This window comes from Pseudomonas sp. CYM-20-01, assembly GCF_023169845.1.
Taxonomy (GTDB): Bacteria; Pseudomonadota; Gammaproteobacteria; order Pseudomonadales; family Pseudomonadaceae; genus Aquipseudomonas; species Aquipseudomonas azotoformans.
The window spans coordinates 2,303,327-2,324,734 of sequence record NZ_AP025169.1 but is presented as its reverse complement, the minus strand read 5'-3'; the positions used below and the strand labels follow the sequence as shown (position 1 = coordinate 2,324,734).

The window sequence follows — 21,408 nt, the reverse complement described above, 5'->3', positions numbered from 1 at the left end:
GGGTGGCGCAGCCACCCCATATCCAGGCACCTCGGTCTTTCTGGGACAACGCGGTGGACTGTTTGGGGCGGCTGCGCCACCCAGCGCGGGGCAAGCCCGCTCACTACATCAGTGAAGAGAGTGTTATGTCCGTCTCCTTGAAATTGCGTATCGCCGGCCTTGCCGGCTTGCTCCTCAGTCCGCTGGCCCAGGCGGACTTTTCGATTCCGGGGTTTGAACTGGTGCACACCGTACCGGTGGACAGCGCCCTCGACACCGACGACCTGCGCCAGCCCGGCCCGGTCTGGAGCGAGCTGTTCGACGGCGCCAAAAGCCGCATCGATATCGGCCAGTTCTACGCCGCCGATCACCCCGGTTCGGTGATGGACCGCGTGATCGAGCGCCTGGAAGCCGCCGGCAAACGCGGTGTGAAGATTCGCTTTTTGCTCGAAGAAAAAGGCATCAAGTTGTCGGAGGCCTCCACCCTGGAACGCCTGCGCGCGATCCCCAACCTGACCTTTCGCGTCTTGCCCTACGCCCGTGTGAGTGGCGGGATCATCCACGCCAAATACCTGGTAGTGGATGGCAAGCAGGCGTTTGTCGGCAGCCAGAATTTCGATTGGCGCTCGCTGGAACACATTCACGAAACCGGGCTGCGCATCACCGATGCAACGGTCGTGGGCCAAGTGCAGGCCATCTTTGACCAGGACTGGAACGCCCAGCAGGCCTTGACCGACAACCAGCCGGTGCCGCTGCCCGTTGCTGGCAAGGAGGCACCGCGCACCGGCAACTACCTGGTCGCCAGCCCGCAGCGCTACAACCCGCCTGGCGTGGGCGACTCACAGCTGGAACTGCCGCGCCTGTTGAGCGAAGCCAAGCAGGAAGTGCGCGTGCAATTGCTGGACTACGCGCCGTTGTCCTACGGACCGGACAAGACCCGTCCGTACTACGCGGTGATCGACAACGCCGTACGCGCTGCGGCGGCGCGTGGGGTGTCGATCAAGCTGATGGTGTCCAACTGGAACACCGACAAGCTGGAACTGCCCTACCTCAAGAGCCTGGCCGTGCTGCCCAATGTGCAGATCAAGATCGTGACGCTGCCCGAGGCCAAACAAGGCTTTATCCCGTATGCGCGGGTGATCCACAGCAAGACCATGGAGATCGACGGCCAGGTCGCGTGGGTCGGCACCAGCAATTGGCTGGGTGGCTACCTGGATAATTCGCGCAACCTGGAAGTGGTGATGCACAACGAAGCGATGGCCAAGCGTGTCGGGCAATTGCATGAGCAGTTGTGGGATGGGCCCTACGCCAGAGCCTTGGATGTGACTGAGGAGTACCCCGAGCCCCATCCTGGCCAGCATTGACCGGAGGCACCTGACTAATGGTAGTGTGTGGAAATGTTTCTGACAGATCGATCAGAAACCTCCTACTCACTACCTGCAAAGGAATGCGTCTCTCCATGCACTTTCCACTCAAGCAATTGGCGGCTGCCACCCTGTTTGCGGCGAGCCTGTCGGCGGTTACCTGCCCCGCCTTCGCCAACATCACGCCCGAGCAAAGCACGGCGATTCTCAAGAACTTCAACGAAACGTCCGTCACCGATTTTCGCGGTTTCCTCGGCGCGCTGGCTAAAGGCGACCTGGGCAAGACCAGCGACGTCGGCCCGGCAATCAATGCCTTCCTCGACAACAAACCCCTGAGCGCCGACCAGCAGAACGAAATCAATCGCCTGCTGGGCATCTACACTCGGGTGAAGTACGGCAAAGCCGCCCTCGAAACCCTGCGCGAACTGGTGGAAATCCCGACCTTCAACGTCGACGGCCTGCCGCAGTACAAGAACCCGGAATTCATCAAGATCGCCGGCAAGCTCCAGGACCTGGCCAAGGCCTTCAACCTGAACTTCCGCAACGTCGACAACCGCGTGTACGAGATTTCCCTGGAAGGCAGTGGCGACGAAGTCGTCGGTATACACGCCCACGCCGATGTGGTGCCGGTGACGCCGGGAAATTGGGTGCTCAAAGATGGCACCAAACTCGACCCGTTCAAGGTCACGCTGATCGGCGACCGCATGTACGGTCGTGGCACCGAAGATGACAAGAACGGCATCGTCGTGGCGATGTATGCCATGAAGGTGATCAACGAAGAAAAGCTGCCACTGGCGCGCAACTTCAAGCTGCTGGTCGACACCACCGAAGAGACCTCCGGCGACGCGATCCCCTACTACTTCGAAAAGAACCCGACACCGCAGTACAACCTCGCGCTGGATGGCGGTTATCCGGTGGTGATCGCCGAGAAAGGCTACGGCACGGTGATGGCGACGTTCCCACGGCGCAAGGGTGAAGGCAAAGGCGCGGAAATCATCGCGATGACCGGCGGCATGGCTACCAACCAGATTCCGTCGGCGTCGGTGGCGACCTTCGTCAGCGACAAACCTGCCGAGTTGGCCGCCAGCCTGCAAAAGGCCGGCAGCGAATACGCCAAGCGCAACGGCGGCGATTTTGCAGTGGCCGCCAAGGTCGACGGCAAAGACGTCAAGCTGACCGTCACCGGCGTGTCCGCTCACTCCTCCGAGCCGGAGTCCGGGGTCAACCCGGTGGCGCGCATGCTGGAGCTGATCCACGGCGTCGACGGCAAGATCGCCCTCAAGCACAACCACATCACTGATGCGGCGCGGTATGCAGCCGACAACTGGGGCCTGGACTACCTGGGCGGCAAGTTGGGCGTGGGCTTCTCCGATGAGTTCATGGGGCCGCTGACCACTTCGCTGACCTTTGTCGGCCTGGATGACAAAGCCTTCAAGCTGGCGGTGAACCTGCGGGTGCCGAAGGGCAAGTCGCCAGAGAAACTCAAGGCCGAAATCGCCGACAAACTGAGCGCCTGGGACAAGAAAACCAAGGTCAAGGTGGGCTTCACCTACTCGGTGGCCGAGCCGATGTACCGCAATCCGGAAGGTGAGTGGGTCAAGGCCTTGCTGGCAGTCGCCACGGAAAACCTCGGCATGGAGCACAAGTTCGGCACCTCAGCCGGCGCAACCTCGGTGCATGAACTGCCCAACGGCGTGCAATTCGGCCTGGCGCGCCCGGAAGTGAAGTACACCGGGCACACCGACGGCGAGTTCAAGACCGTCGACCAGTTCCTGCTCGACCTGCAGATCGTCACCGAAATGATGGGCCGTATCGGCCAACTGCCGAAGCTCTGATGTTAAGGAGCCCGCCGCAATGGCGGGCTCTTCAGGCTTGCAGCATCAACATATCCTCGAAAAATCCACCGACCGGTTCCGTGGGATGGCACAGCTGGATTTCCAGCACCCAGGCCATTTCACTCGGCGGGATGTCCAGATCCGCCAACTCCTTGTTCTCGAACAACGCGTGGGGGAAGTCCGCGAGGCGATGCCCTGCGAGATTGCGCGCCAGCCTCCAGCCTTTTGCCAAGGCGCTCTGCTCGGCGAAGTCATACAGTTCGCGACCGGTGAGGCCTCGCAACCAGGCGTCGCGGGTCTCGTCGAACACTTCGTGCAGCGCGGTCGTGCACGCCAGGTGCAGCGGCGCGTCACCGAACACAAAGGTATCGCCATAGTCGCCCTCGTAGCCGTCCCACACCGGGCCCAGGTCAATCACGACGATATCGCTGGCGCGCAGCCTGCGCTGGCGGTCGATCCCTTCGCGGGGTGGGCGGACCGTGTCGGCGCCAAAGCGGATATAGGTCGGGTGCCAGGTGTGTGATGCGCCCATCGCCTGCAGTTGTGCGGCGGCCATGTCGAGGGCTTCGCCGGTAGTCATGCCCACCCGCAGCCGGCTGGCAATGGCCGCCAGGGCGCGGATGGATTGGTCACGGGCCGCCAGCATGCCATCAAACGAGTAACGGGGGCCGACCTTTTCCCAGATCGGGTCGAACGCGGGTGAAGGCGCTTGCGCACCTGCGCCACCGCTGGGCACAAAGGCTTCGGCGACAAACCGGTGAGCCGGCACGCCCGCGTCGAGGCACTGCTCGCGGACCTGGCGGATCATTGCACCATTGCCGCACGCATACACCTGGGCGGCATCCCAGTGATGCCCGTGGCCCAGCGCAACCTCCTGCACCCGCCCCTGCGACGCCAGCACCGGGTGCCAGTGAAAACGCGGATGGTCGATGACTGACTGGTCCAGGAACGCACGGTCGTAAAAGTCCGCCGGCTGCGCGCCACCCCAGTACAACGTCACCTCGACATTGCACTTCAAGGCGCTCAGCAGGATCGGCTTGATGCCGGCGTAGCCAGTGCCCGTGGCGAACAGGACCACGGGCGCATCGTCATGGTCCTGCCAGGTGCAGGCACCAAAAGGCCCCTCCAGTTGCACCAGATCGCCAGCGTGCAAGTCGTCCAGGAGGACCTCGGAAAACAACCCGCCGCTGACCCGGCGAATGTGGAAGACCAGGCGCCCATCGTCGTCGGCCGGCAGGTTGGCGATCGAGAAGCACCGCGAGTCGCCGTCGACCAGACGGAACTTGAGGTACTGGCCCTCCCGTGCCGCCAATGGCATGTCCGGCATCAGCACCAGCTCAACGATGTCTGGAGCCAGCGCGCGCTTGCTCACGACCTGTGCCTCGACCACCAGCGTCGGCGTATCCAGCGACCAGCCAGGAATTTCCAGGCGCATGTCGCCGCAGGCATGACTCTGGCACAACAGCATTTCATTGGCGGCCAATGGATAGCATGGCGCCGGTGCGTCCGGCGCAAGGGTCTTGGCCCGGTACTCCCCTTCGGCCACGACCACCTTGCACGACCCACAGGCACCGCGCCGGCAGGAGAACGGCACCGACAGACCGCTGGCAAGCATCGCATCCAGCAACAGTTCGTCACCGGCCGCAAAGGTTTTCCCCGAGGGGGACAGTTCGATGACATGACGTGTGTGCATAACAACCTCGGGGGTGAGTGAGGCTTGATTGTTGCGCTAGACTAGGCCCATTAAAACCTCCAGTTTTGGATACTTCAGATGGTCCAGATGCGTAAATGGCGACCGCTGCTCAAGCTGGACGAGAACGCCAGCCAGGCGTCCTATCGCAAGATCGCCGAAGGCTTGGTGACGGCAATCGTCGAAGGTCGCTTGCCGCCCGGCGCCTTGCTGCCAGGCACGCGGGAAATGGCACAGTTGCTCGACGTCAACCGCAAGACCGTGATCCTGGCCTACGAAGAAGCCATGACCAAAGGCTGGCTGGTCAGCGAGCCGCGACGTGGGACCTTCGTCAATGCGCAATTGACACCCAAGCATCCGCCTGCCCGCGTGCAGCAGTCGTTTGCACCGCCCCTCCTGGCGCAGGCGAACGCTCCGTACTTCACTCAGAACGCCCAGGTGACGGCGCTGCAGCATCGGCATGGCGCACTGTTTTTCGACAACGGTACCAGTGACCACCGCCTGCTGCCCCAAGCCGTGCTGCACCGCTACTACCGTAATGCCCTGCGCAACAGCTTCGCCTCTAATACGGTGCGCTATGGCAGTGAGGGCACCGGCTATGAGTTGCGCTGTGCCCTGGCCGAAATGCTGAGCAACAACCGTGGGCTGACGGTCAGCGCCGAGAATATCTGCCTGACCCAAGGCACCCAGATGTCGCTGTACCTGAGCGCCAGCCTGCTGCTCAAGCCTGGCGACGTGGTGCTGGTGGAACGCCTGAGCTACCCGCCGGCGTGGGAGATTTTCCGCAAGCTGGGTGCGCAACTGGTCACGGTGGACGTCGACGACGAAGGCTGCCGCACCGACCAGATCGATCACCTGTGTCGCGAGCACAAGGTGCGGATGATCTATCTGACACCACACCACCAATTCCCCACCACCGTGAGCCTGCACGCGGCGCGGCGACAACAGCTGCTGGCATTGGCGGCTCTACATGACTTCTGCATCATCGAAGAAGATTACGACCACGAATATCACTTCAACGGGCGACCCTACCTGCCGCTGGCCAGTGACCGTTCGCAGCGCCATGTGCTCTATGTCGGCTCGTTGTCCAAGGCGCTCGGTTCCACGTTTCGCTGCAGCTATGTGGTGGCGCCCACACCGGTCATTGAAGCCCTGCACGGCAACGCCGCGTTGATGCTGGGCGATGCTGACGCGGTGGCGCAGAAGATGCTCGCGGACCTGATCAACGCGGGTGAATTGAAGAAACACCTGCGCCGCGTATCCAAGGAATACCGCGCCCGCCGCGAAGTCTTGCAGGGCTGCCTGCATGCGGCATTCGGTGATCGGATCAGGGTGCGCGAACCCGAAGGCGGGCTGGCGCTGTGGGTGCGTTTTGAAGATCGGATAAACGTCGAGCAGATGGTGGCAACCGCATTGGAGCATGGGCTGGTCGTACGCAGTGGTCGGCAGTTTTCACCGATGGACCAGCCGGAAAACGCACTGCGCCTGGGCTTTGCCTCACTCAATCAGGCAGAAATCCGTGAGGCCACGGTGCGCCTGGCCAAAGCGGCAAACCCGCGCACACACAAAAATGCCGATCATCACTGATCGGCATGCGGTTAGAGCGGCAGCAGGAAGCGGGATTTCTCTTCGGCCCGGGCCAGTTCCGGGAACTCCAGCAGCAGCGCCCGGTTGCCCCGGCCAATGTGCTCCATCACCGCCCGCGTAATGTACTCACGCACCATGCCGGTCGAGACGTAATACATGGCCCAGGCTTGTTCGGGCGTACAGTGGCCGATCTGTTCTTCGATTTCCGTGTACGCCTCGTCATCGTCCGACTTCACGTCGCGCTGATATTCGGCTTGGCCCATGATTGATCTCCTTCAACGGCACGCCTGCAACCGCCCGACATGCCTGGTCATTCAGCCGGTCACGTGCCGCTCTTCACTTTGGTCCACACACGCGTGCGGATTCGCTCCAACTTCAAGGGCAGCGGTTCAAGGGGAACCAGTGTGGCAATGGTCTCTTTGGATGGATAAATCCAGGGGTTGTCGCGCAACTTCTGTTCGACCAGCTCGGTGGCATCCTTGTTGGCGTTGGGGTACAGCGTGTGGTTGGAACTCTTGGCAATCACTTGCGGCTCAAGCATGTAGTTGATAAACGCCAGACCTTGCTTGGCATGCGGCGCATCCTTGAGCAGCACGAAGTTTTCCGACCACACCAACCCGCCCTCACGCGGCAGGCTGTAGGCAATCTTGCGCCCGGTGTTGTTTTTTTCATTGATGGCCTGTGCCGTCAGCGCCCCGCTCGCCCAGCCCACCACCACACAGATGTTGCCATCGGCAAAGTCCGCATCCGTTCTGGATGAATCAAAGTAGAGGACGTAAGGGCGGATCTTCAGCAGCAGCGCCTGGGCTTTCTGGTAATCCTCAGGGTTCTGGCTGTTGCTGGGCAGCCCGAGGTAATGCAAGGCGATCGAGATGATTTCACTCGGGGAGTCGAGCATCGCCACGCCACACGACTTGAGCTTGCTGATGTTCTCTTCCTTGAAGATCAGGTCCCAGCTGTCCACCGGGGCATTCTCACCCAGGGCGGCCTTGACCTTGTCCACGTCGTAACCAATGCCGGTGGTGCCCCACAGGTAGGGCACGGCGTAGCGGTTACCCGGGTCATTGGCGGAGAGCAGCGCCAGCATTTCTGGGTCGATATGCGAGAAATTGCTCAGTTGAGAGCGGTCCAGCGGCGCCAGTACGCCGGCCTTGATCAGGCTGGGCAAGACATTCGAAGTAGCGACGACCACGTCATACCCGGTACGCCCGGCCATGACCTTGCTCTGCATGATCTCGGCACTGTCGAAGGCATCCATGTGCATGCGGGTGCCGGTTTTCTGCTCGAATTCCTTGGGTGTTTCCGGGGCGATCAGCCCGAACCAGTTGTACAGGTTGACCCGGGGCTCGGCCGCCAAGACCGGCGCGCTCGCGCCCACACCGACCAGCGCCGCCATGAACATGGCGCGCAAAGGGGGTTGACTCATATCGCTATCCTTGTCAAAAACGACAGGCCATCATGGCCTTCATCCGCTGAGGGGTGAATATACTCGGCACGTCCGATTAGTAAATACCTAGAAGTACTTAGCCCCGCCCCATGAATGCCTAACCCTAAAGGGGTAGTACATGTCGCTCGACCTTCACAACCTTGCCTGGCATCGGTCGGCCGGGACGCTGATCATGCAACTGAACCGCCCGGCGTTCTGGAGCTCACTGGTTCGTGTGTTAAAGGAATACGTCCAGATCGACAACTGGGTCGTGCTGATCTTCAGCGACCAGCAGGTACGGGTGGTCAGCGTGACTGAGGTCGCCGATGCGGACGAAGTGGACGCGTTGACCCAGCGCTATGTAAAAGGGCTGTACCTGCTCGACCCGTTCTACATTGCCAACCGCGAAAACCCGCAGAGCGGCTTTTTTCATCTGTCCGACATCGCGCCGGAGCACTTCCTGACCACCGAATATTACCACCAGTATTTCGCCCAGTACATCAGCGTGGATGAGGTGCAGTACAACGTACAACTCGACGCCGACAGAACGCTGTGCATTTCATTTGGCAGCAACGTGCGCTACAGCCCGCAGCAGATCGCGACCCTGGACATTATCAAGCCATGGGTAATGGCGTTGATGCATCAGCGCATGTGCTTTGAGACCGATGCGGAAAAAAGCCAGGACGAACCGCCACCCTGGTCAGAGGCCATCGTGCAACTGGGCACGCAAATCACGGCGCGCGAAAAAGATGTGCTCAAGTTGCTGTTGAGCGGTTTTTCCAACAAAGAAATCGCCGGCAAGCTGAACCTGTCGGCAGAGACCATCAAAGTTCACCGTCGCAACCTCTACAACAAACTGAACATCAAGTCTCAATCCGAGTTGTTTGCGCGTTTTTTCATGCCGGCGCAGGAGGCCCTGACGACGCAGTGAACGCTGCCGCAGCGGGCCTGCGGCGGCTCTGCACAAATCGCACACAAACAAAAACGCCGATCATTGCTGATCGGCGTTTTTGTTGAATATGGAGCGGGAAACGAGACTCGAACTCGCGACCCCGACCTTGGCAAGGTCGTGCTCTACCAACTGAGCTATTCCCGCAAATGGCGTCCCCTAGGGGACTCGAACCCCTGTTACCGCCGTGAAAGGGCGGTGTCCTAGGCCACTAGACGAAGGGGACACACAACTGAAACACATGGTGTGTATTTCAGTGTCCAGAGGTTAGATCCGAAGATCATGCCCTGGTTTCACTCAGTGCCGCCCGAGGGCCACACTGCTTAAATTGGAGCGGGAAACGAGACTCGAACTCGCGACCCCGACCTTGGCAAGGTCGTGCTCTACCAACTGAGCTATTCCCGCAAATGGCGTCCCCTAGGGGACTCGAACCCCTGTTACCGCCGTGAAAGGGCGGTGTCCTAGGCCACTAGACGAAGGGGACACACAACTGAAACACATGGTGTGTATTTCAGTGTCCAGAGGTTAGATCCGAAGATCATGCCCTGGTTTCACTCAGTGCCGCCCGAGGGCCACACTGCTTAAATTGGAGCGGGAAACGAGACTCGAACTCGCGACCCCGACCTTGGCAAGGTCGTGCTCTACCAACTGAGCTATTCCCGCAAATGGCGTCCCCTAGGGGACTCGAACCCCTGTTACCGCCGTGAAAGGGCGGTGTCCTAGGCCACTAGACGAAGGGGACACACGTACAACATTCACTGCTTAACCGCGTTTTGCTGTGTGCTTTACGCGTTAAGTGGCGCGCATTCTATGGACGGATTGAAAGATCGTCAACCCCCAAGGATAAATTTATTAAAATCAATGACTTCCCCCAGCTTTTCGAGCTCATGGGGCAATTGTGCACGTCCGGGCTTTGACGCCTATATTATGGCGCCCGACAAGACGCTATAGTTCGTTCCGGCAAATGATGGCAATGTGCATCCATGCAGGGAACGCCTATCCATATAGAAGCAAACTACCCGGGCAGCTGGTCGATCAGTCCTATCCGCCGGATGGCCCAGTCACTACACTCCACTGTAAACCCTATAAAGAGGTCACACCGGTGACACCACTCATGATCACCCTGCTGGTAATAGCCGGGATCGCAATACTGATCGCCATTGGCTACATGAACCACGTGGTGGAAAACAACAAGCTGGAAAAGAAGCGCACCGAGATCGAGCTTAACGATCGCCTGCGCCGCTGCGGTGAAATCACCGAGACCTTCCCCGGCCAATTGATGACCCCGGCACTCAAGTTATTGCTGACCCGCCTGGAACTCAACGTCAACCAACGGCTGCTGAACCTGAACAAAGGCAGCGCGCCGCTCAAGGCCCGCATCACCGAGTTGAATACGCTGGTGGCCCAGGGCGAATCGATCCCGGTGAACAACCCGCCCGCGCCGATCCAGACCGAAGCCAAGGCCAAGGATGTGCGTTTCCTGCTCGAAGCCCTGCACGGCCAGGTCACCCGTGCGGCCCAGGACGGTTTCCTGCCGGCCAACGAGGCCAAGCACTGGATCCGCGAGATCCGCCATATCCTGGTGTTGCTGCATATCGAGTTCTTCAACAACCTCGGCCAGCACGCCCTGCAACAAGGCCAGCCGGGCCAGGCGCGACTGGCATTCGAACGCGGCGTGCAGTACCTGCGCAAACAGCCGGAGCCGGTGATCTACAGCGCCCAGCTGCAACACCTGGAAGCCCAGCTGGGACGCGCCAACTCCACGGTGCTGACCAACAGCAAGCCGGCTGAAGACGAAGTCAACGAACTGACCGAAGGCCTCAAAGTGGTCGACGCCGACGCCGAGTGGAAGAAGAAAGTCATCTACGACTGATTCGCTGGCTTGAAGACTGGCCTGTGGTGAGCCCGCTCACCACAGTCATAAAAGCCAGGTCAGTACAAACAACCTCGCCGCTTCCCGAGATGCCATCACTTTGCATCTATCCCCCCGCCCCCGACTAGCGTAAAAAAGTGCCCCTCACTCCATGAAGTCAGAGGCCCGTTATGCCTGTCGCCGTCATTGATGGACAACCGCTGCACTACGTCGACCAGGGTTCCGGCCCCGTCGTCCTGCTGGGCTCGAGCTACCTGTGGGACCGCGACATGTGGGCGCCGCAGATCGAAGCCCTGTCGCAACAGTACCGGGTGATCGTGCCCGAGCTGTGGGGCCATGGCGAATCCGGCCCGCTGCCCGCGCCAACCCACTCCCTCGACGACCTCGCGCGCCAGGCCCTGGCCCTGCTGGACCAGTTGGATATTCCACAGATCAACCTGGTCGGCCTCTCGGTCGGCGGTATGTGGGGCGCACGTTTGGCGCTGCTGGCTCCCGAGCGGATCAACAGCCTGGTGCTGATGGACACCTACCTGGGTGCCGAGCCCGAGGCCACGCGCCAGTATTACTTCTCGCTATTCAAGATGATCGAAGTCGCCGGCGCTATCCCTGAGCCGTTGCTGGACGTGGTCGCGCCGATCTTCTTCCGCCCGGGTATCGACCGCGAATCCGCGCTGTATCAGGATTTCCGCCAGCAATTGCAGGGCTACTCCAAGGAGCGCCTGCTGCAGAGCATCGTGCCCCTGGGTCGCTTGATCTTCAGTCGCAAGGATGTGCTGGAGCAGTTGCCGAAGCTGGACGCCGACACCACGCTGGTGATGTGCGGCGAACAGGACAAACCGCGCCCGCCTGCCGAGTCCGAGGAAATGGCCGGCCTGATCGGCTGCAGCCTGATCCTGATCCCGCAAGCCGGGCATATCAGCGCCAGGGAAAACCCCGACTTCGTCAACGAAGCCCTGCTGACCTTCCTCGCCAACAACGCCTGACCGCCCTCCCCTGTGATCGCCGCATGAACGCTGCGATCACAGGCGGAAGTGCCCGACCATCCCTTTGAGTTCCGCGCCCAACTGCGCCAGCTGAATGCTCGATGCGGCGTTGCCCTGCATGCTCAGCGCCGACTGATCGGCACTGGCGCGGATACTGGTAACGCTGCGGTTGATCTCCTCGGCCACCGAGCTTTGCTCCTCGGCCGCCGCGGCAATCTGCTGGTTCATCTGCTGGATCAGCGACACCGCCACCGCGATGCTGCCCAGGGCGCTCTCGGTTTCCAGGGCATCGCTCACCGCCAGCTTCACCAGTTCGCCGCTTTGCTGGATCTGCTGCACCGAGGACTGTGCCGCGTTGCGCAAGGTACTGACCAGCCGCTCGATTTCTTCGGTCGATTGCTGGGTGCGCTTGGCCAACGCCCGTACCTCATCCGCTACCACCGCGAAACCACGGCCCTGCTCGCCGGCGCGGGCGGCTTCGATGGCGGCGTTGAGGGCCAGCAGGTTGGTCTGTTCGGCCACGCTTTTGATCACACTCAACACAGTGCCGATGTTCTGGATCTCGGCGCTCAGGCTCTCGATGCTGGCGCTGGCACTGGTGCTGGAGGTGGCCAGCAATTCAATACGCTGCAAACTCTGGCGCACCACCCGCTGGCCACTGTCGACTTTGTCGTCCGCCGTCTGTGCGGCTTGCGCGGCTTCTTCGGCGTTGCGCGCCACGTCGTGCACGGTAGCGGTCATCTGGTTCATCGCCGTGGCAACCTGTTCGGTTTCTTCTTTCTGGCTACTGACTTCGACATTGGTTTGTTCGGTGACACTGGACAACGAATGCGCCGAGCTGGCCAGTTGCTCGATACCGGCCTGCAGGCCGCTGACCATCTGGCTCAGACCATTGCCCATCTGCTGCATCGCATGCATCAGTTGGCCGATTTCATCGCGGCGACTGACGTCCATGCGCCCACTCAAGTCGCCGGCAGCAATCTGCTGGGCGACCGCAATCACGCTGCGCAGCGGCGCGACGATCAGGCGGGTAATCACCCAGGCCGCAATCAACCCCACCAACAGCGCCAAGGCCGAAGAGCCGATGATCAGCATCGCGCTTTTCTTAAGCTGCGCCTGCATCGACAGGTCTTCGGTGTCGTAAGCCTGGTTGACCCGGCTGACCACTTGCTCGGCGCGATCACGCAACTGCTTGTAGACCACCTTCTCCTGGGCCAGCAGGCCGGTGTATTCACCGAGTTTTTCACTGAACGAAGCAATATGCCCGGAGACCTCATTCAACACCGTCTGGTAACCGGGGTCCTTGACCGCGGTTTTCAGTGTTTCAACCTGGGCCAGCGCCTGGTCGGCCTGCTCGATCTTGCCTTGCTCGGCGTCATCGGCGTCCACCTTGCGGCTCTGGTCCAGACGTACGTGGGCTTCGTTCATGGCTTGCAGCATCAGCCGTGAAACCTGGCTGACCTGCCCCGCCTGCTCGATAAACTCGGCGCCCTCCTTGCCCTGGCTTTCCTTGAGGCCATAGGCACCGTCGTCAGCCAGCCCGGCCTGCAACACATCGAGGTTATTGGCCACGCTGGACACTGACCAACTTGCCATTTCCAACGCCAAGTCCTTGGTCTGGGTCAGCTCGACAAACTCATCGAACGCCTTGCGGTAGGCGGCCAGGGCCTGTTCGACATCGGTCATGACCGGCACGTTGGCCGCCGACTGGGCCTTGAGGCTCGCCGCGAGGGCGGCCAAGGCATCGACACTTTCATGCAGGGCGTCGACGGCCTTGGGGTCGGCATGCAACGCGTAGTCCTGCTCGATCAGGCGTACCCTGAGCAAGCCGCTGTTGAGCGACGACATGGCCTTGAGGCCTTCGAAGCGCTGACCAACAGTTTGCAAGGACCACACGCCGATCGCCGCGACCAGGGCGGTCAGCAGCAATACCAGGGTGAAGCCCAAGCCCAGTTTTTTTGCCATACCGAGGTTGGCGAAGCGTCGTTGCACGGCCGAAATCATTGCACTTGCATCCTCTTGCAATGGCAGATGCCATCAAGCCCGGTTTACACAAGCGAGATTGGCAACCACAAGGCACCGAACACAAGTCGTTGGCGCCACAATAATGGCAAAAAGCTACACGCCCGTCGTTTTCAGAATGGTCGAGGTCGATCTGGCAGGTCCCATGGCGCGGAATAACGCCAGCGCCCGTTGATCATCAGCATAGGCCACATTGATGCGCAGCCACTCACTGGGCTCATCCGTTGGACTGAACAGTGCCCCCGGCGACAATAAAACCCCCAGCCGCCGGGCGCACGCCTGCAACCGCGACCGATCCCCAGCCCCTGGCCGCGCCCACACGAACATCCCGCCGGCAGGGTTGGCGAACACCTCCCACTCCTCATCCTCCAGCACCTGCAAGGTCGCGGCCATTTGCGCACTCAGCCGCTTGCGCAGACGCTGTACCCACTTGCGATAGGTGCCATTTGCCAGCAGTGTCGCCACCACGGCCTCGGCAAACCGCGAAGTGCCGAAGCCGGTCAAAGTCTTGAGGCTGGCCAATTGCGCGATGATCGCCGTGCTGGCGCTGAGATAGCCCACGCGCAAGGCGCTGCTCAGGGTCTTGGAAAAGCTTGCGACGTAGATCACCCGGTCACCGTGGGGTAACGCCGAGAGTCGCGTGCAACTGGCGTGTTGCAGATCACCGAACACGTCCTCCTCGATAATCAAAAAGTTCTCGCGGTGCGCCAGCTCCAACACACGCTCCGCCACGGTGCGACTCAGGCTTGAACCGGTGGGGTTGTGATACAGGCTGTGGATGAACAGGCACTTGGGCCGATAACGCTGAAGCAAGGCTTCAAGCGCCGGGATGTCCGGCCCGCCACGGGTGCGTGGCACCTGCAGCAGTTGCACACCATGGAATGCCAGTTGCCGATAAAGGTTACCGTACCCCGGCGTTTCGACCACCACGCAATCACCGGCCTTGAGTAAGGTGCGTATCAGCAGGTCCTGTGCATGGCTGGCGCCCGCCGTGGTGAGGATGCCGTCAAGGTGGCTGGGGATGTGCGCCTGGGTCAGGCGCTTGAGCAATTGCTCGCGCAACGCCGGGAGCCCCAATGGGGTGCTGTAGTTGAACAGCGCAGCCGTGTCGCAGCGGGTGACTTCGCGAATCGCGTAGCTGATGTCATCGCTTTCGCGCCAGGCATCCGGCAGCCAGCCGCAACCCAGTTTCAGCTCACCCAACGGGGTATCCGCGAAGGCGCCCCAATCCCGCTCGGCACCTTCGTACCACTGGCTTTCGTGCACGGTCGGTGGCTGGGCCACGCTGAAACCCGAGCCCTGTTTCGAAACCAGCAGGCCCTGGGCGACCAACCGCTCGAATGCCTCGATCACACTGGACTGGCTGAGCAGGTTATCGAGAGCCACCTGGCGAACGGAGGGTAAGCGTGTACCAGGGCTCGCCCCACTCGTGCGAATCCATTGCGCCACCGCGCTGATGATTTGCTGCACCACCGGTACAAGGGCTTGTCGATCGATCCCTAAATCCATGCGCCACTCACTTCAACTGTCTGTAATTCAACCCGAGACAGTTAAGCACGGAAGCCCACGTCGGCCGCTCGCCAATTCTTATTAAAGTATTGATTTTATTAAGTTATTTACCTACTGATACACATTCTGACAAGGCACCGTGCCAGCTATGGAAAAACCTCACACCCTCCATGACCTTTTCGAATGGAGGGCGACCTGCGGTCCTAGATAGCCGTCGCGCCACCGTCCACTGCCAAGGCGTGACCGGTAGTAAAGGCCGCACCATCGCTGCACAGGTACAGCACCGCGCTGGCGATTTCCTCGACCTTGCCGATGCGCCCGACCGGGTGCATGGCGGCGGCAAATTCGGCCTTGCGCGGGTCGGCTTCATAGGCACGCCGGAACATATCGGTATCGATCACGGCCGGGCAGACCGCATTGACGCGAATGTTCTTCTTCGCATACTCAATGGCCGCCGACTTGGTCAGGCCGATCACCGCATGCTTGGACGCGGCATAAATGCTCATCTTCGGCGCCGCGCCCAGCCCCGCGACCGACGCGGTGTTGACGATCGCCCCACCGCCTTGGGCCAACAGGAGTGGCAATTGATGCTTCATGCACAACCACACGCCTTTGACGTTAACGCCCATGATGGCGTCAAACTCGTCCAGGGTCCCATCCGCCAGCTTGCCCTTCTCGATCTCGATCCCGGCATTATTAAAGGCGTAGTCCAGGCGGCCATAGGCGGCGAGGGTCTGGGCCATCAATTGCTGCACATCCGCTTCCAGCGTGACGTTGCAGCGCACGAACAGCGCTTCGCCGCCAGCCTGGTGGATCAGTGCGACGGTGCCTTCGCCGCCCGCAACGTCCAGGTCAGCGACCACCACCTTCAACCCTTCGGCGGCGAACGCGAGTGCGGTAGCGCGGCCGATACCGGCGGCAGCGCCGGTCACCAGGGCGACCTGGCCGGAAAACGTCATGCTCATGAGGATGTCCTGTGAGGGAAAGTCGTGGATCGAGTCTAGCCAACGCAGCGCCAGGCGCGTCAGCACTATCAAAAGGCCGGTTGAAGCTGCATGCATCACAGTGATAAGAGGCGCCACCTGACTATCAGCAACACCTATCGACCGGCATTCGCACGCTCGGTGAACCTTGCTCCCGGCCCGTTCAGGGTCTATCACTTCAGGTTCATTTCCAGAAGAGTCGCTGCCATGACCGCCCAGACCAACCGCCAATTCCTGCTCGCCAAGCGCCCGGTCGGCGCGGCCACCCGGGACACCTTCACCTATCAGGAAGTCCCGGTGGGCACGCCCCAGGACGGCCAGGTGCTGGTGCGCAATGAATACCTGTCCCTCGACCCGGCCATGCGCGGCTGGATGAATGAAGGCAAGTCCTATATCCCGCCAGTCGGCATCGGTGAAGTGATGCGCGCGCTGGGCGTGGGCAAAGTGATTGCCTCGAACAACCCGAAATTCGCGGTCGGGGACTACGTCAACGGCGCCCTGGGCGTGCAGGATTACTTCCTAGGCGAGCCGCGTGGTTTCTATAAAGTCGATCCGCAACTGGCGCCTCTGCCCCGTTATCTCTCGGCCCTCGGCATGACCGGCATGACCGCCTACTTCGCGCTGCTGGACACCGGAGCGCCGAAGGCCGGCGAAACCGTAGTGATCTCCGGCGCGGCCGGTGCCGTGGGCAGCATTGCCGGGCAGATCGCCAAGCTCAAGGGCTGCCGTGTGGTGGGCATTGCCGGCGGCGCCGACAAGTGCAAGTTCCTGGTAGATGAACTGGGCTTCGATGCCGCTATCGATTACAAAAGCGAAGACGTGCCTGCCGCACTCAAGCGCGAGTGCCCCAAGGGCGTGGATGTGTATTTCGATAACGTCGGCGGCGATATCCTCGACGCCGTGCTCAGCCGCCTGGCATTGAAGGCGCGCGTAGTGATCTGCGGCGCCATCAGCCAGTACAACAACAAGGAAGCCGTGAAAGGTCCGGCCAACTACTTGTCATTGCTGGTCAATCGCGCGCGCATGGAAGGGTTTGTGGTGATGGATCACGCCGCAGGCTTTGCCGCTGCCGGGCAGGAAATGGCCGGCTGGATGGCCCAGGGCAAGCTCAAGAGCAAGGAAGATATCGTGGAGGGGCTGGAGACGTTCCCGGAAACGCTGATGAAGTTGTTCAACGGTGAGAACTTCGGGAAGTTGGTGCTCAAGGTCAGCTGACACACCGCAGAGCAAAAGGTGGGAGGGGGCTTGCCCCCGATAGCGGTGGGTCAGCCACTACATTTTTGGCTGAGCAATCGTCATCGGGGGCAAGCCCCCTCCCACATTTTTTACTGTGTTCGCTTTCAAGTGTCAGGCAATCTCAGCGACGACTGCCGCCAATGCCTTGGCCGGATCGGCCGCCTGGCTGATCGGGCGACCGATCACCAGGTAATCGGAACCTGCATCCAACGCCTGGCGCGGGGTCAGGATACGGCGCTGGTCATCCTGGGCACTGCCCGCCGGACGAATGCCTGGGGTCACCAGTTGCAGCGACGGGTGCGCGGTTTTCAGGGCCTGGGCTTCCAGCGCCGAACACACCAGGCCATCCAGGCCGGCTTTTTGCGCCAGGGCGGCCAGGCGCAGTACCTGCTCCTGGGGCTCGATGTCCAGGCCGATACCGGCCAGGTCTTCGCGCTCCATGCTGGTGAGCACGGTCACACCAATCAGCAGAGGTTTAGGGCCGCTGCGCTGTTCCAGCACTTCACGGCAGGCACTCATCATGCGCAGGCCGCCGGAGCAGTGCACGTTGACCATCCACACGCCCATTTCGGCGGCGGCCTTGACCGCCATCGCGGTGGTGTTCGGAATATCGTGGAATTTCAGGTCGAGGAATACTTCAAAACCTTTGTCACGCAGCGTACCGACGATTTCCGCCGCGCAACTGGTGAACAGTTCCTTGCCGACCTTGACCCGGCACAGCTTCGGGTCCAACTGGTCAGCCAGCTTCAGTGCGGCGTCACGAGTGGGGTAATCCAGGGCGACGATGATAGGAGTCTGGCAGACGGACATTGGAATGGGCTCTCAGGCAAGTCGAAATCGGCGCGGATTGTAGCGCAAGCGACGGCGTTGCGGGATCCGATGATCGGTAAATACTGACCAAGCGCCATCGGGTGGGCATTTCAGGTAATTATTTCAAAGCTGATACATTCACGACATGCCCCCAACACGCCCCACGGCTAGCCTCGCTCGCACGACCCACCGACCAGCACTTCCAGCCATGGGGCTGGGCGCCTATGCTGACCGCAACAACCAGGCAGATGATCGCATGATGCATACCCCTTCCGTCTCTATGAACGACGAGCAAAAAGGCGCGGTGATCGCCGACGACAAACGCTGGAACACCCGCGCGCTGATCGTTGACGACGACGTGCCGATCCGTGAACTGCTGATCGACTACCTGGCCCGCTTCGGCATTCTCGCCAGCGGAGTGACCGACGGTACGGCGACGCGCCAGGCCATGCAGGCCGAAACCTTCGACGTGGTGGTGCTCGACCTGATGCTGCCGGGCGAAGACGGCCTGTCGCTGTGCCGCTGGTTGCGTGCGGAATCGGATATCCCGATCCTGATGCTCACCGCTCGCTGCGAACCCACCGACCGCATCATCGGCCTGGAACTGGGCGCCGACGACTATATGTCCAAGCCGTTCGAGCCTCGTGAGCTGGTAGCACGCATCCAGACCATCCTGCGCCGTGTGCGTGACGACCGTACCGAACAGCGCGCCAATATCCGCTTCGACAACTGGCGCCTCAACAGTGTGCTGCGCCAATTGGTGGCCGACGATGGCCTGGTGGTGCCGCTGTCCAATGCGGAATTCCGCCTGCTGTGGGTGTTCATCGAACGTCCGCGCCGGGTGTTGAGCCGCGAACAACTGCTGGATGCCGCCCGTGGCCGCTCCATCGAAGCCTTTGATCGCAGCATCGACTTGCTGGTGTCGCGCCTGCGGCAAAAACTCGGGGATGACCCCAAGGCCCCTCAATTGATCAAGACCGTGCGGGGTGAAGGCTACCTGTTCGACGCCCGGGACATCGGCTGATGCGCAACGCCTTCAACACGCTGTTCGGTCGACTGTTTGGCGTGTTGCTGGTGGCAATTGTGCTGGCTCATGTGCTGGCCATTTCCTGGTTTCGCTATTACGGCCCACCTCCACCGCCGCCTCAAGAGACCTTTGTCGAGCAGCCGGACGGCACGATGAAACACCTGCCCAGGCACAAGCGACCGTGGTTTGGTGGCCCGGTGGTGCCACTGACGTTCCAGTTCATCTCGTTGATCATCGCCGCCTGGTACGGCGCCAAGCTGCTGAGCCGGCCGATCCAGCGCCTGAGTGAAGCCGCCGAGCGCCTGAGCCTGGACCTCGACAGCCCGCCCCTCGATGAATCTGGCCCGCGTGAGGCACAGCAAGCGGCGTCGACCTTTAACCTGATGCAGCGACGCATCCGCGAGCAAGTCAGCCAACGCGCGCGCATGCTCGGGGCCGTCTCCCATGACCTGCGCACCCCGTTGTCACGCCTGAAACTGCGCCTGGAACAGATCGAAGACACCCGGCTGCAAGGCCAGATGCGCCAGGACCTGGACGACATGATCGGCATGCTCGACGCTACCCTGAGCTACCTGCACGAACAACGCACCAGCGAAACCCGGCATTGGCTGGACGTGCAGGCGCTGGTCGAGTCCATGAGCGAAAACGCCCAGGACCAGGGCGCCGATGTGCAGTTCGGCGGGACCTGCGCACCGCTGCAAGTGCAACCGATGGCGTTGCGATCATGCCTCAACAACCTGATCGACAACGCCCTGCGCTACGCCGGCTCGGCACGCATCGAACTGGCGGACAGCCGCGAAGCGCTGGTCATCCGGGTGATCGACCATGGCCCCGGGATTGCCGCCGACCAGCGCGAGGCGGTGTTCGAACCGTTCTATCGCCTGGAAGGCTCACGCAACCGCAACTCCGGCGGGGTCGGCCTGGGCATGACGATTTCCAAGGAAGCGGCGGAACGCCTCGGCGGTCGGTTGCACCTGGAAGAAACCCCCGGGGGTGGTTTGACAGCCGTGATGTGGTTGCCACGCGTCTAGAGCGGCTTGTCTTCCCGCCGCCCCTGGGCCTGGGTCGCACTCCAATCCATCAACAGGCTGTAGGCCACCGCCAGCAGGGTCGGGCCGATAAACAGGCCGATGAAACCAAAGGCAATCAAGCCGCCGAACACCCCGAGCAGCACAATGACCAACGGCAGGTTGCCGCCGCGGCTGATCAGGTAAGGCTTGAGCACGTTGTCCACGCCACTGATGATGAACGTGCCCCACACGCCGAGGAACACCGCGTAGGTGTAATCACCCTTCCAGGCCAGCCACGCCGTGGCCGGGATCCACACCAGTGGCGGCCCCATGGGAATCAGGCTGAGCAGGAAGGTGACGATGCCCAGCACCAGCGCACCCGGCACCCCGGCGATCAGGAAACCGATCAGCGCCAACAGGGCCTGGGCGGCGGCGGTGCCGATCACGCCGTTGACCACGCGCTGCACAGTGCCGGCCACCAGTTCGATGTAGTAGCCCGCACGATCGCCGATCAAGCGCTCCAGCAGTCGGTGAACAAACATCGCCAGGCGCGGCCCGTCCCGGTAGAAAAAGAACACGAAGACCAGACTCAGGGTCAGTTCAAGGATGCCGCCGCCGATCTGTGCACTGCGCGCCAGCAACCAATTGCCGACCTGCCCCAGGTAGGGCTTGATGCTGACCATCAAGGCTGCGCCCTGTTGGTCGATGCTGTCCCACATGGCCACCAGCCGCTCGCCGACAAAGGGGATCGAGCCGAGCCAGGCAGGCGCCTCCGGCAAGCCGTCGACCTGGATATCCTTGATCAACGCCGTCGCATCGCGCACGTGATCCGCGAGGTTGAAGCCCAGCCACACCAGGGGCAGCGCCACCAGCAGCATCCAACCCAACGTCAGGATGCCGGCGGCCAGGGATTCGCGACCACCCAGCCAGCGGGTGAGCAGGACCATCAACGGCCAACTGGCAAAGGCCAGTACCGCGCCCCAGAACAGCGCCGACCAGAACGGCGCCATCACCCAGAAACTGGCACCGAACAGCACCAGCAGCAGGATTTGCACCAGTAGGCGATCGTTATTGAGCATGGAGTATCTCTAGAAGAAGGCTGTAGGAAGAGAGCTTAGGCGAACG

The 21,408-nt window shown here is 61.4% G+C and carries 17 protein-coding genes and 6 tRNA genes; 9 read left to right on the top strand and 14 right to left on the bottom strand.

The annotated features are described in order from the left end of the window. Window positions 1–125: 125 nt before the first annotated feature. Together M2497_RS10570 and M2497_RS10565 are read left to right on the top strand one after the other, a co-directional pair. Window positions 126–1,343, top strand: coding sequence for a phospholipase D-like domain-containing protein (locus M2497_RS10570; protein WP_248487314.1), 1,218 nt, complete (start codon window positions 126–128; stop codon window positions 1,341–1,343). A 95-nt stretch (window positions 1,344–1,438) separates the two neighbouring features. Next, on the top strand, window positions 1,439–3,178 hold the full coding sequence (locus M2497_RS10565) for a dipeptidase (RefSeq protein WP_248487313.1): 1,740 nt from the start codon (window positions 1,439–1,441) through the stop codon (window positions 3,176–3,178). 31 nt (window positions 3,179–3,209) lie between these two features. Here the strand turns inward: M2497_RS10565 and M2497_RS10560 are convergent, their stop codons facing one another. Next, window positions 3,210–4,871, bottom strand: a complete 1,662-nt coding sequence (locus M2497_RS10560; RefSeq protein WP_248487312.1) for a M24 family metallopeptidase — start codon at window positions 4,869–4,871, stop codon at window positions 3,210–3,212. Between the two features lie 78 nt (window positions 4,872–4,949). Here M2497_RS10560 and M2497_RS10555 point away from each other — a divergent pair, with 78 nt between their 5' ends. Next, on the top strand, window positions 4,950–6,455 hold the full coding sequence (locus M2497_RS10555) for a PLP-dependent aminotransferase family protein (RefSeq protein WP_248487310.1): 1,506 nt from the start codon (window positions 4,950–4,952) through the stop codon (window positions 6,453–6,455). Window positions 6,456–6,466: 11 nt separating this feature from the next. Here the strand turns inward: M2497_RS10555 and M2497_RS10550 are convergent, their stop codons facing one another. Both M2497_RS10550 and M2497_RS10545 read right to left on the bottom strand, forming a co-directional pair. Next, a complete protein-coding gene (locus M2497_RS10550) occupies window positions 6,467–6,718 on the bottom strand; it encodes a hypothetical protein (RefSeq protein ID WP_071496198.1) in 252 nt (83 codons plus the stop codon). Between the two features lie 59 nt (window positions 6,719–6,777). After that, window positions 6,778–7,881 carry a polyamine ABC transporter substrate-binding protein gene (locus M2497_RS10545; RefSeq protein ID WP_248487308.1) on the bottom strand — a complete coding sequence of 368 codons (1,104 nt, stop codon included), beginning with the start codon at window positions 7,879–7,881 and terminating at the stop codon, window positions 6,778–6,780. A 139-nt stretch (window positions 7,882–8,020) separates the two neighbouring features. On the opposite strand from M2497_RS10545, the gene M2497_RS10540 reads away from it, so the two are divergent. After that, the gene (locus M2497_RS10540; RefSeq protein WP_248487306.1) at window positions 8,021–8,812 is read left to right on the top strand and encodes a helix-turn-helix transcriptional regulator; all 792 of its coding nucleotides are present in this window, start codon (window positions 8,021–8,023) and stop codon (window positions 8,810–8,812) included. Between the two features lie 89 nt (window positions 8,813–8,901). On the opposite strand, the gene M2497_RS10535 is transcribed toward M2497_RS10540, so the two are convergent. The 6 genes from M2497_RS10535 to M2497_RS10510 form a co-directional block, all read right to left on the bottom strand. After that, window positions 8,902–8,977, bottom strand: a tRNA-Gly gene (locus tag M2497_RS10535). A gap of 3 nt (window positions 8,978–8,980) precedes the next feature. After that, window positions 8,981–9,056, bottom strand: a tRNA-Glu gene (locus tag M2497_RS10530). Between the two features lie 103 nt (window positions 9,057–9,159). Beyond that, a tRNA-Gly gene (locus M2497_RS10525) sits at window positions 9,160–9,235 on the bottom strand. Window positions 9,236–9,238: 3 nt separating this feature from the next. Continuing rightward, window positions 9,239–9,314 (bottom strand) — tRNA-Glu (locus tag M2497_RS10520). A gap of 103 nt (window positions 9,315–9,417) precedes the next feature. Beyond that, a tRNA-Gly gene (locus M2497_RS10515) sits at window positions 9,418–9,493 on the bottom strand. A 3-nt stretch (window positions 9,494–9,496) separates the two neighbouring features. Continuing rightward, window positions 9,497–9,572 (bottom strand) — tRNA-Glu (locus M2497_RS10510). A 360-nt stretch (window positions 9,573–9,932) separates the two neighbouring features. Here M2497_RS10510 and M2497_RS10505 point away from each other — a divergent pair. Beyond that, complete coding sequence (locus M2497_RS10505) at window positions 9,933–10,703, top strand: hypothetical protein (protein WP_071489554.1); 771 nt, start codon at window positions 9,933–9,935, stop codon at window positions 10,701–10,703. 170 nt (window positions 10,704–10,873) lie between these two features. After that, window positions 10,874–11,686 (top strand): alpha/beta fold hydrolase, encoded by an 813-nt coding sequence (locus M2497_RS10500; protein ID WP_248487304.1) that lies wholly within the window; start codon window positions 10,874–10,876, stop codon window positions 11,684–11,686. A 36-nt stretch (window positions 11,687–11,722) separates the two neighbouring features. On the opposite strand, the gene M2497_RS10495 is transcribed toward M2497_RS10500, so the two are convergent. The 3 genes from M2497_RS10495 to M2497_RS10485 form a co-directional block, all read right to left on the bottom strand. Continuing rightward, window positions 11,723–13,690, bottom strand: coding sequence for a methyl-accepting chemotaxis protein (locus tag M2497_RS10495; protein WP_248487302.1), 1,968 nt, complete (start codon window positions 13,688–13,690; stop codon window positions 11,723–11,725). A gap of 114 nt (window positions 13,691–13,804) precedes the next feature. Further along, a complete protein-coding gene (locus M2497_RS10490; protein WP_248487300.1) occupies window positions 13,805–15,217 on the bottom strand; it encodes a PLP-dependent aminotransferase family protein in 1,413 nt (470 codons plus the stop codon). A gap of 203 nt (window positions 15,218–15,420) precedes the next feature. Then, window positions 15,421–16,182, bottom strand: a complete 762-nt coding sequence (locus M2497_RS10485; RefSeq protein ID WP_071496204.1) for an SDR family oxidoreductase — start codon at window positions 16,180–16,182, stop codon at window positions 15,421–15,423. Window positions 16,183–16,407: 225 nt separating this feature from the next. Between M2497_RS10485 and M2497_RS10480 the strand changes: the two genes are divergently transcribed. Then, a complete protein-coding gene (locus M2497_RS10480; protein WP_248487299.1) occupies window positions 16,408–17,415 on the top strand; it encodes an NADP-dependent oxidoreductase in 1,008 nt (335 codons plus the stop codon). Window positions 17,416–17,547: 132 nt separating this feature from the next. Here the strand turns inward: M2497_RS10480 and pyrF are convergent, their stop codons facing one another. Next, window positions 17,548–18,246 (bottom strand): orotidine-5'-phosphate decarboxylase, encoded by a 699-nt coding sequence (pyrF, locus tag M2497_RS10475; protein WP_010211681.1) that lies wholly within the window; start codon window positions 18,244–18,246, stop codon window positions 17,548–17,550. A gap of 259 nt (window positions 18,247–18,505) precedes the next feature. Between pyrF and M2497_RS10470 the strand changes: the two genes are divergently transcribed. Both M2497_RS10470 and M2497_RS10465 read left to right on the top strand, forming a co-directional pair. Beyond that, window positions 18,506–19,270: a response regulator gene (locus M2497_RS10470; RefSeq protein ID WP_282579047.1), complete on the top strand. Its 765-nt coding sequence runs from the start codon at window positions 18,506–18,508 to the stop codon at window positions 19,268–19,270. Next, window positions 19,270–20,304: an ATP-binding protein gene (locus M2497_RS10465; protein WP_248487297.1), complete on the top strand. Its 1,035-nt coding sequence runs from the start codon at window positions 19,270–19,272 to the stop codon at window positions 20,302–20,304. The genes M2497_RS10470 and M2497_RS10465 overlap by 1 nt, the downstream gene beginning before the upstream one ends. Here the strand turns inward: M2497_RS10465 and M2497_RS10460 are convergent. Beyond that, on the bottom strand, window positions 20,301–21,362 hold the full coding sequence (locus M2497_RS10460) for an AI-2E family transporter (protein WP_248487295.1): 1,062 nt from the start codon (window positions 21,360–21,362) through the stop codon (window positions 20,301–20,303). The genes M2497_RS10465 and M2497_RS10460 overlap by 4 nt on opposite strands. Window positions 21,363–21,408 lie beyond the last annotated feature (46 nt).